Genomic DNA, 9,610 nt, shown 5'->3' on the forward strand with positions numbered 1-9,610 from the left:
ATAGGATAAAGAAAAGTATTAAAAAGTGAAAAGGCGGGAAGCGAATGGGTACATATGAAAAGATGATAGAGGTTGTGAAGAATTGGGATCCGTTTCAAATGGGACCGGAGTTTTATGAAACAGAAGCGAGCGATGTTGTGAACGTCATAAGTGTGTTTGATGATCCAAAATACATCGCAAAGAAGATTCAACATATATACTTTATGTCTTTTGAGGAAGTACCTGCGCTTGAAAAATGTGAGAAGTTAGCTGTGGAATTACTTGTAATAAAAGAAGGCGGAAGTTGTTCATTATAGGCTGTCGGAATTTCCGACAGCCTTTTTTATATTATCCCGCTATTTGCTTGGTAGTAAGACCCCACCTCAAAATTCAGCGGAAGCAAAGAAGTTAGGTGGGGACTGATTAAAGTTTCACTTTATTGCGCAGAAAAAGCGATAATTTCTTCATAAACATGTTTAGGCTTTTCTTCAGGTAGTAAATGTCCTGTATTTTCGTAAGAAATAAATTTTGAATTCGGTAAATCTTTGTGTAGACGATGACCTACATGTACAGGGACGACGCGGTCTTTTTCACCCCAAATGAGCAAGATAGGTGTTTCGATTTTTTGTAATTCAGTTGAAGATAAGTCACCTTCACGGTCTCGTATCATGCGAGTTAAAGCGGGAAATATACGGTCGTCATAAAAAGGAGCGGAGTAACCTTTTTTCATTTCATCGTCAATTAATGAGTGATCATGAACGACATTCATTAAGTTATGAACAATACCGCGTCTAATAATCCAGTTCTTTACGTATAAATGAAAGAACGGTAAATAAGAAGAGTATAGTAAAGGTAAGGTTGCGCGTGCTAAATAGCTAGAGCTGCATAGTAAAATCGTTTTTGAAATGAGTTCAGGACGTATACGGTTTACATAGAGAGAAATTTGCCCACCCATAGAGTGCCCAACTAATACAATGTTTGAGAGAGATAAATGTTCAATTAAATCAATAATAATCGTTGCTAAATTGTGATAAGAATACTTAAACAGATGAGACTTATCACTTTTTCCGAACGGTGGTAAATCAAGAGCAATCACTGTTCCTGCTTTCGATAGTAAGGGAATGAGACGACGGTAACTAAATGAGGAAGATAAAAAGCCGTGAACGAGTACGAAAGTAGGACGTTCTGTTTTGTTATCGTGTTCATACAATTCGTAATGAATAGTAGTGCCGCGAGTGGAAAAAGTGAAATAAGGACAAGTATATTCGTGATTCATTTTTTGTCACTCCATTGATTTTTGTTCATATCATCTCCAAGGAAGAAGAAAATATGTTAACAAAAAAAGGCAAGATGACGATGTCATCTTGCCTTTCGTTTATTCAGTATTACCCGCGAACAATATTAGGCGGTGTTTTTCCTTGTAATCCTGCAACTAAATTTTCAGCGGCGGTCATAGCCATTTGCTGCCTAGTTTTTAATGTTGCAGATCCGATGTGTGGTAAAGTCACAACATTTTGTAATGATAAGAGTGGATTATCTTTTTGAATCGGCTCTTGTGTAAATGTATCGATACCTGCTGCAAAGATTTTCTTTTCTGTTAAAGCATGGATTAACGCTTCTTCATCTACTGTTTTCCCGCGAGAAGCATTAATGAAGATTGCTGTTTCTTTCATTAATGAAAATTCCTTTTCTCCGATAAGGTGATATGTTTCATCTGTTAATGGAGTAAGAAGAACAATAAAGTCAGACTGCTCCAGTAGCGTCTGTAAATCACAATATGTAGCATCGAATTTTTGTTCAGCTTCTTCTTTACGACGGCGGTTATAGTAAAGAACATTCATATCAAATCCGAATTTTGCTCGTTTTGCAACGGCTTCTCCAATTCGGCCCATACCGATAATACCAATTGTGCTATGGTGTACATCTAGTCCGAAGTGTTCTTTTCCAATTTCAGCGTTCCATTCACCATTTTTCACATAAGAATCGAGTTCGCAAACACGGCGCCCAGCAGATAACATAAGGGCGAAAACGAGATCAGCTACTGTATCATCTAATACGTATGGTGTATTCGTTCCGATAACATTTCGGTTTTTCATCGCTTGTAAATCAAAATTATCGTAACCGACAGAAATGTTGCTCACTACTTTTAAGTTAGGAGCCACTGTCAGTAATTCTTCATTAATAGCAGATCCGAAATTTAATAACCCATCTTTATCTTGTATTTTTTCTAATAGAACATCACGGGGTACTTTCTCATTTTGATCCCATTTTTCATAATCACAGTGTTCTGATAAATAGTTTTCTACAAATGTTGGAACTGGTTCAGCAATATAAACTTTTGGTTTCACGATTCCATCCCCTTTCGCTTTATCACGCATTTTTCCACTGATTAAAGTTTCACTTTACCCCGCATTAACGGACAGTAAGTCTCCCACCTCAAAAAGCAGCTCAAGCAAAGAGGTTAGGTGGGAGAGCAACTGTCCGTAAAAGCCCGATTGGTGTGGGCTGATAATCAGTGGGGTGAAGCATTTCGCTGATTAAAGTTTCACTTTATTTTGACATAATTCAATAGAAAAATCTTCTTTTCAAACTGGAAAGGGTATTTGTATAATTTAAACACAAACGAAAAGGAAGGATGATTTATATGGTGACAGAAAAAGAATTAGAATTATTAGCTTGTCTTGAAAAGAGTAGTCGATTATCTGTAGATACATTAGCGAAGCTGTTAAATATAGAGGTAGAAGAAGTAAAGAAGATGGTTGCGAGGTTAGAAAATGAAAAGATTATTGTGGATTATGTAACACATATTGATTGGACGAAGGTGAAAGAACATACAGGTTTAACGGCAATGATCGATGTGAAAGTTACGCCAAAGCATGGCGTTGGGTTTGATGCGGTTGCTGAACAAATTTATCGTTATTCAGAAGTGAAATCCGTTTATTTAATGTCAGGGACATATGATCTTTCTATTACATTAGAAGGGAAAACGATGGGAGAAGTAGCGATGTTTGTTTCTGAGAAATTAGCAACAATTGAATCTGTTGTTTCTACAACTACTCATTTCATTTTGAAGAAGTATAAACATGAGGGCGTTATTTATGAAAAAGACGATGATGATAAGCGAATTGTGGTGACACCATGAAGCAATTTGAACTATCTAGATCAGCAGAATCTTTAAAACCATCTGGTATTCGAAAATTTTTTGATTTAGCAGCAAATATGAAAGGTGTTATTTCCCTCGGGGTAGGAGAGCCGGATTTTGTTACACCTTGGAATGTAAGGCAAGCATGTATTCGTTCTTTGGAACAAGGGTATACGTCATATACAGCAAATGCAGGATTATTGGAGCTCCGTCAAGAAATAGCAAAGTATCTAAAAAAACAATTTGCAGTATCTTATGATCCAAGTGATGAAATCATTGTTACAGTTGGAGCGAGCCAGGCGTTAGATGTAGCGATGCGCGCCATTATAAATCCTGATGATGAAGTGCTCATTATTGAACCGAGCTTCGTTTCTTATGCACCACTTGTGACATTAGCTGGAGGAGTTCCGGTTCCTGTGGCGACTACGTTAGAAAACGAGTTTAAAGTACAACCAGAACAAATTGAAGCAGCTATTACAGCGAAAACAAAGGCAATTTTGCTTTGTTCACCAAATAACCCGACAGGTGCAATGCTAAATAAATCCGAGCTTGAAGAAATAGCAGTGATTGTTGAGAAGTACAATCTAATCGTATTATCTGATGAAATTTATGCAGAACTTGTATACGACGAAGTATATACAAGTTTCGCGAGTATTAAAAATATGCGTGAGCATACGATTTTAATTTCAGGATTTTCAAAAGGATTTGCGATGACAGGATGGCGCCTCGGTATGATTGCAGCTCCTGTTCAATTTTCAGAATTAATGCTCAAAATCCATCAGTATTCAATGATGTGTGCACCGACGATGTCTCAGTTTGCAGCACTTGAGGCGTTACGCGCAGGGAACGATGAAGTAATTCGAATGAGAGATAGCTATAAGAAGCGTCGTAACTTCATGACGACATCTTTCAATGAAATGGGCTTAACGTGTCATGTGCCGGGCGGAGCATTTTATGTTTTTCCTGCTATATCTTCAACCGGATTATCTTCAGCGGAATTTGCAGAACAGTTATTGTTGGAAGAGAAAGTGGCCGTTGTCCCTGGTAGCGTATTTGGCGAAAGTGGTGAAGGATTTATTCGTTGTTCATATGCAACGTCGCTTGAACAACTTATGGAAGCGATGAAGAGAATGGAACGGTTTGTAGAAAATAAAAAAAGGACAAAACGTAATACGTTTTGTCCATAAAAGGGGGGGAATACTAGAAAGCCATGTGTTAGTAGTCTATCCCAATATTGGAGAATTATACTTCTTTAAGGGAAATTTTTCATGAATTTTGAATGAGTTCTGTCATAGTGGTATAATTTACTAATATAAGGTATACGCATTCTAGATAACGTTATCTAGAATGCGTACTAACCAATCGGATATTTAAAATAAATATATCTGCTTTGCTCTCTATAATTGTAGAGAGAATGGTAAACGTATGGGAGTGTTTCATATGTCAGAACAATATACAACAGGAGTGGTTGTAACAGGGAAAGTGACTGGAATTCAAGATTACGGTGCATTTGTAGCGTTAGATGCAGAAACACAAGGACTTGTGCATATATCTGAAATTACAAATGGATATGTAAAGGATATTCATGACTTTTTAAAAGTCGGCGATACAGTAGAAGTAAAGGTACTTTCAATTGATGAAGAGCACAGAAAAATGAGTTTATCGTTAAAAGCGGCGAAAAGAAAACAAGGAAGGATTCTTATACCGAACCCATCTGAAAACGGATTTAATACGCTGCGAGAAAAGTTGGCAGAATGGATTGAAGAGTCCGAGTTAACAAAGTAAAAGAGGAACGCATATGAGCGTTCCTCTTTTACTTTATCTTATGATATATATTTGCAAATATGATTGCATGCAATCATATTCGTATGTCGGAGGTGAAAGGACATACTGACTATCGAATTTCGTTTGTTTCTGGGTGTGTACCAAGATTTTCAGATGGTTTAAACAGTAAACCAAGATTGATAAGCCCAGATATACCAACGATGCCGTAAATAATACGTGCAAGAGCTGAATTTTGTCCACCGAAAATGGCTGCTACTAAGTCAAACTGGAAAAATCCGATTAGTCCCCAGTTCACAGCGCCAATTACAGTAAAGACTAATGCGATACGTTGCAAAGTACTCATGAAAAAGCCCCCCTTAATTGTGAAGCATGAGCAAGCGATGAGTTAATTAACTCTTTTATAGAATGGGGTAGTTATGTTGTTTTTATACATAAAAAATGTTCGAAAGATGATGTATATACATCTATACCGAAAAATACGAATTTTTATGCAAAAAATGAACTTTTTCTAAAAAATATATATTGGTTACGTTTACAATGGTTGAATCGCTTGATTTACAACTTCAGTTTCGCTAAAGTGAATACAGAAATACATATCCATAATTGGAGGGAAAAAGATGAGTACACATGTAACGTTCGACTATTCTAAAGCGTTATCCTTCATCGGTGAACATGAAATCACTTATTTACGTGATGCAGTGAAAGTAACACATCACGCAATCCACGAAAAAACTGGAGCTGGGAACGATTTCCTTGGGTGGGTAGACCTTCCGCTTCAATATGACAAAGAAGAATTCGCTCGCATTCAAAAATGCGCAGAAAAAATTAAAAATGACTCTGACATTTTACTTGTTGTAGGTATTGGTGGTTCTTACTTAGGGGCACGCGCAGCAATCGAAATGTTAAACCATTCTTTCTACAACACGCTTTCTAAAGAACAACGTAAAACTCCACAAGTGCTATTTGTTGGACAAAACATTAGCTCCACTTACATGAAAGATTTAATGGACGTATTAGAAGGTAAAGACTTCTCTATTAACGTTATTTCCAAATCAGGTACAACAACAGAGCCAGCACTAGCATTCCGTATCTTCCGTAAGTTATTAGAAGAAAAGTATGGAAAAGAAGAAGCTCGCAAACGTATTTATGCAACTACAGATAAAGCACGTGGTGCATTAAAAACATTAGCTGATAACGAAGGTTACGAAACATTTGTTATTCCAGATGATGTTGGAGGACGTTTCTCTGTATTAACGCCAGTTGGTTTATTACCAATCGCAGTAAGTGGCTTAAATATTGAAGAGATGATGAAAGGTGCAGCTGCTGGTCATGATGACTTCGGAACATCAGAACTAGAAGAAAACCCAGCTTACCAATATGCAGTAGTTCGTAACGCTTTATACAATAAAGGAAAAACAATTGAAATGCTTGTTAACTATGAGCCAGCACTTCAATACTTCGCTGAGTGGTGGAAACAGTTATTTGGTGAAAGTGAAGGAAAAGATCAAAAAGGTATTTTCCCATCTTCAGCAAACTTCTCAACTGACTTACACTCATTAGGTCAATACGTTCAAGAAGGTCGTCGTGACTTATTTGAAACAGTTCTTAAAGTAGGTAAATCTACACATGAACTAACAATCGAATCAGAAGAAAACGATTTAGACGGATTAAATTACCTTGCTGGTGAAACTGTAGACTTTGTAAACACAAAAGCATACGAAGGTACATTACTTGCACATAGCGACGGGGGAGTACCAAACTTAATCGTCAATATTCCTGAATTAAATGAGTACACATTCGGTTACCTTGTATACTTCTTCGAAAAAGCATGTGCGATGAGCGGCTACTTACTAGGGGTAAATCCATTTGACCAACCTGGCGTAGAAGCATACAAGAAGAACATGTTTGCTTTACTTGGTAAACCAGGATTTGAAGAATTAAAAGCAGAATTAGAAGAGCGTTTAAAATAATAAAAAGCGACCGGAATCCGGTCGCTTTTTATTATTTTATCGAAAAGTCCATCAGTATATTCAAGCTAGAGTGGGTATGCTAAAGGAAAAGTCTTGGAGGGATGGACTTGATTCCAATTCAATCAAATTTAGAAGGACGTACATATGCGCTATTTAAGTTAGAAGAGATTATGAAACCACTTGGATATAGCATTGGTGGTAATTGGGATTATGATAAAGGATGCTTCGATTACAAAATCGATGAAGAAGATGGGTATCAATTTTTACGAGTGCCGTTTATAGCAGTAGATGGTGAACTGGATGTACCTGGTGTAGTAGTCCGTCTTGAAACGCCGTATATTCTTTCGCACGTATATCAAGACGAACTAGATGATAATGTGAATACTTTAACCGCTGGAACGAGTGGGATGGATCAATTTGCTGAACCGAAAGATCCAGATGGAGATGTAAAAAGAAAATATATCAATATTGGGAAAGTGCTCATGCAAGAACTAGAGCGTCATTTTATTAATGGTGAATAACAATGAGTATGTCGCTTTCGATAAGAATGAAGGTATGGACTGGATTAATCATATATTGATCATCACGCTTTATACCTAGTAAGAGAATGTTTTGTTTTAGAAGGATATAGCTACAATTTGCAAAGGTTTGTCCGGTGCAGGACGGAGAAAGCTCCATCAGTTGTAATTTGTTATCAGAGATTTCATCGTAAAGTGAGAATAGTACACCTGAAATAGAAGGGAATAAAAGAGAAGCGGTAAATACATAACTCGTTAATTTATTTCCTTCTATAATTTCTGACGCGCCCGCTCTCGTTGCATTTTGAATTTGTTCAGTAGTAAGTAGTTCGGCGATGCAGTGAATGTTTGGATTGAGTCCTTTCGCAGTTAAAATATTTAAAATGGACTGTGTATCTGCTAAGCTTTCGTTCTTTTCTTTATCCGCTGTTATTAATATGGTGTGTGCCGTTGCAATATTAGCCTTTAATAAAGTTTGATCGTGATGCGGACAACCTTTTATAAATTCTAAATGATGAAAGGGTTTTGGGAGTAAAGAAAGTGTTTCATCAATTAAAACGATATCAAGGTTTGGTTGTAGTACATGCATTTGCTTTACAACATGTTTTGCACGCTCATTCCAGCCAACGATAATCATATGACCGTTAGAGGTAGCGGCTTCTTCACCTTTAACTTTCATGTATTGTTTACTAATCATCTCAGTAGCGAATAGAACCATATAATAAGAACAAAAGCCAGTTCCTAATAAAATAATACTTATACCTATTAGTTTTCCTATCGTTGTATGGGGAGCAAAGTCGCCATATCCAACTGTAAAAATGGTAACAATTGACCACCAAATTCCGTCAAACCATGTAGTGAAATGAGAGGGTTCTAATCTATGTATAAGAAAACCAGAAAAAGCAGTGAGTACAATAATAAAACAAATTAAACGAAAAATAATGGAATCACGAAATGTATCTACTAAATTCGGACGGGATTTCAATAGTAAATTCCTCCTTGTTTTGCAGGACTACATTCATTGTTACCATTATAGAAAAAAGAAAAACTCTCTAATTAAAGAGAGTTTATTTTATGCTACATACTTTCCACTTCAGTTTGTTGGACACTTTCAAGATGCTGGAGAGTATAGTAAACATCAGCGGTATGTCTTTTTTGATCAATGGACAGTTTAAGATGTAAATAGTGAGAACCGTTTTCTAACGTTTTAAGCTTCATATTTTTAACGTTTATATCCATTTCTTTTATCTCCTCGATTACAACCGGGATATTGTCCATATTTCGCACAACAAGTTTCACTGCAATATCACGTTGACGAAATGATCTAGGACCTACAAACTTCATTGTCAATGGTATAAGTTCGACACTAATCATAAGAAAACACATTCCGAAAATTGCCTCGATATAGAAACCAGCTCCAACGGCAATACCAATACCAGAAGCACCCCAAATCATAGCGGCAGTCGTGAGTCCTGCAATGCTATCGTTGCCTCTTCTTAAAATTACGCCAGCACCTAAAAAACCAATTCCTGATACAATTTGAGCGGCAAGTCGAAGTGGATCCATATTCATATGATCGGTATGTGGTAAGTTATAAGCTGCTTTAATAGAAACAATCGTTAGGAGGCAACTAATAATAGAAATAACTAAACACGTTTTTAAACCAAGTGGTTTCCGTTTTAATTCGCGTTCTAAACCAATGGCAAATCCTAAAATAGCCGAGAGACCTAGTTTGATTAATAAATCGGTATAGTCCATATATATTCCTCCTTGTATGATATGGTATATGAATAAAACTCTTATTATAGAAAGAAACGTTTTTTGATAGAGTAACTTTATATAAAATATATGTAGGAATTAATCATACATGAAAGAGATATTTCGTTTAAGTATATGATATTAAAAAAGAAATGTGGGCAGTTTTTAAAAAAGTTTATAAAAGGTGTTGCATTTCATTTTTCACCATGATATATTAATAACCGTCGCTGATGCGGAAACGCAGAAAACGACAAAAAAGAAATTGAAAAACTTAGTTGACATCGAAAAACGAAGATGTTAACATAAGGAAGTCGCAAATGAGCGACCAAGTAGTTCTTTGAAAACTGAACGAAACAAACAACGTGAAACGTCAATTTTTATTTTTAGATGCTAGACAAACTAACTTTATTGGAGAGTTTGATCCTGGCTCAGGATGAACGCTGGCGGCGTGCCTAATA

11 protein-coding genes are annotated in these 9,610 nt (G+C 36.5%); 6 read left to right on the plus strand and 5 right to left on the minus strand.

What is annotated here, in order from left to right; translation table 11 throughout:
• Positions 1–44 precede the first annotated feature (44 nt).
• The gene (locus tag MR167_RS19845; protein WP_000537641.1) at positions 45–296 is read left to right on the plus strand and encodes a YugE family protein; all 252 of its coding nucleotides are present in this window, start codon (positions 45–47) and stop codon (positions 294–296) included.
• 119 nt (positions 297–415) lie between these two features.
• On the opposite strand, the gene MR167_RS19850 is transcribed toward MR167_RS19845, so the two are convergent.
• On the minus strand, positions 416–1,255 hold the full coding sequence (locus MR167_RS19850; protein ID WP_001015203.1) for an alpha/beta fold hydrolase: 840 nt from the start codon (positions 1,253–1,255) through the stop codon (positions 416–418).
• Between the two features lie 109 nt (positions 1,256–1,364).
• Positions 1,365–2,357, minus strand: a complete 993-nt coding sequence (locus MR167_RS19855) for a 2-hydroxyacid dehydrogenase (RefSeq protein WP_001205003.1) — start codon at positions 2,355–2,357, stop codon at positions 1,365–1,367.
• 266 nt (positions 2,358–2,623) lie between these two features.
• On the opposite strand from MR167_RS19855, the gene MR167_RS19860 reads away from it, so the two are divergent.
• From MR167_RS19860 to yugI, 3 genes are all read left to right on the plus strand, one after another.
• Positions 2,624–3,121 carry an Lrp/AsnC family transcriptional regulator gene (locus MR167_RS19860; RefSeq protein ID WP_000255696.1) on the plus strand — a complete coding sequence of 166 codons (498 nt, stop codon included), beginning with the start codon at positions 2,624–2,626 and terminating at the stop codon, positions 3,119–3,121.
• Positions 3,118–4,308, plus strand: a complete 1,191-nt coding sequence (locus MR167_RS19865) for an aminotransferase (protein ID WP_000808529.1) — start codon at positions 3,118–3,120, stop codon at positions 4,306–4,308. The genes MR167_RS19860 and MR167_RS19865 overlap by 4 nt, the downstream gene beginning before the upstream one ends.
• Positions 4,309–4,561: 253 nt before the next feature.
• A complete protein-coding gene (gene yugI / locus MR167_RS19870; RefSeq protein ID WP_000003764.1) occupies positions 4,562–4,906 on the plus strand; it encodes a S1 domain-containing post-transcriptional regulator GSP13 in 345 nt (114 codons plus the stop codon).
• Positions 4,907–5,015: 109 nt separating this feature from the next.
• Here the strand turns inward: yugI and MR167_RS19875 are convergent, their stop codons facing one another.
• On the minus strand, positions 5,016–5,249 hold the full coding sequence (locus tag MR167_RS19875) for a DUF378 domain-containing protein (RefSeq protein WP_000105788.1): 234 nt from the start codon (positions 5,247–5,249) through the stop codon (positions 5,016–5,018).
• Between the two features lie 274 nt (positions 5,250–5,523).
• On the opposite strand from MR167_RS19875, the gene MR167_RS19880 reads away from it, so the two are divergent.
• Together MR167_RS19880 and MR167_RS19885 are read left to right on the plus strand one after the other, a co-directional pair.
• Positions 5,524–6,876 carry a glucose-6-phosphate isomerase gene (locus tag MR167_RS19880; protein WP_000103654.1) on the plus strand — a complete coding sequence of 451 codons (1,353 nt, stop codon included), beginning with the start codon at positions 5,524–5,526 and terminating at the stop codon, positions 6,874–6,876.
• A gap of 107 nt (positions 6,877–6,983) precedes the next feature.
• Entirely contained in the window at positions 6,984–7,397 is a 414-nt protein-coding gene (locus MR167_RS19885; RefSeq protein WP_242315297.1) for a YugN-like family protein, read from the plus strand.
• Here MR167_RS19885 and MR167_RS19890 read toward each other — a convergent pair.
• Together MR167_RS19890 and MR167_RS19895 are read right to left on the minus strand one after the other, a co-directional pair.
• Positions 7,384–8,379, minus strand: a complete 996-nt coding sequence (locus MR167_RS19890; RefSeq protein WP_242315299.1) for a potassium channel family protein — start codon at positions 8,377–8,379, stop codon at positions 7,384–7,386. The genes MR167_RS19885 and MR167_RS19890 overlap by 14 nt on opposite strands.
• A gap of 92 nt (positions 8,380–8,471) precedes the next feature.
• A complete protein-coding gene (locus MR167_RS19895; RefSeq protein ID WP_000386682.1) occupies positions 8,472–9,152 on the minus strand; it encodes an MgtC/SapB family protein in 681 nt (226 codons plus the stop codon).
• Positions 9,153–9,610: the final 458 nt, after the last annotated feature.

Source organism: Bacillus cereus group sp. BfR-BA-01355, from assembly GCF_022663675.1.
Classification (GTDB): domain Bacteria; phylum Bacillota; class Bacilli; order Bacillales; family Bacillaceae_G; genus Bacillus_A; species Bacillus_A thuringiensis_S.

Excerpts from the sequence above, each read along its gene's own strand:
- MR167_RS19845 (WP_000537641.1), top strand. The coding sequence starts at position 45 with ATGGGTACATATGAAAAGATGATAGAGGTTGTGAAGAATTGGGATCCG.
- MR167_RS19850 (WP_001015203.1), bottom strand. The coding sequence starts at position 1,255 with ATGAATCACGAATATACTTGTCCTTATTTCACTTTTTCCACTCGCGGC.
- MR167_RS19855 (WP_001205003.1), bottom strand. The coding sequence starts at position 2,357 with ATGCGTGATAAAGCGAAAGGGGATGGAATCGTGAAACCAAAAGTTTAT.
- MR167_RS19860 (WP_000255696.1), top strand. The coding sequence starts at position 2,624 with ATGGTGACAGAAAAAGAATTAGAATTATTAGCTTGTCTTGAAAAGAGT.
- MR167_RS19865 (WP_000808529.1), top strand. The coding sequence starts at position 3,118 with ATGAAGCAATTTGAACTATCTAGATCAGCAGAATCTTTAAAACCATCT.
- yugI (WP_000003764.1), top strand. The coding sequence starts at position 4,562 with ATGTCAGAACAATATACAACAGGAGTGGTTGTAACAGGGAAAGTGACT.
- MR167_RS19875 (WP_000105788.1), bottom strand. The coding sequence starts at position 5,249 with ATGAGTACTTTGCAACGTATCGCATTAGTCTTTACTGTAATTGGCGCT.
- MR167_RS19880 (WP_000103654.1), top strand. The coding sequence starts at position 5,524 with ATGAGTACACATGTAACGTTCGACTATTCTAAAGCGTTATCCTTCATC.
- MR167_RS19895 (WP_000386682.1), bottom strand. The coding sequence starts at position 9,152 with ATGGACTATACCGATTTATTAATCAAACTAGGTCTCTCGGCTATTTTA.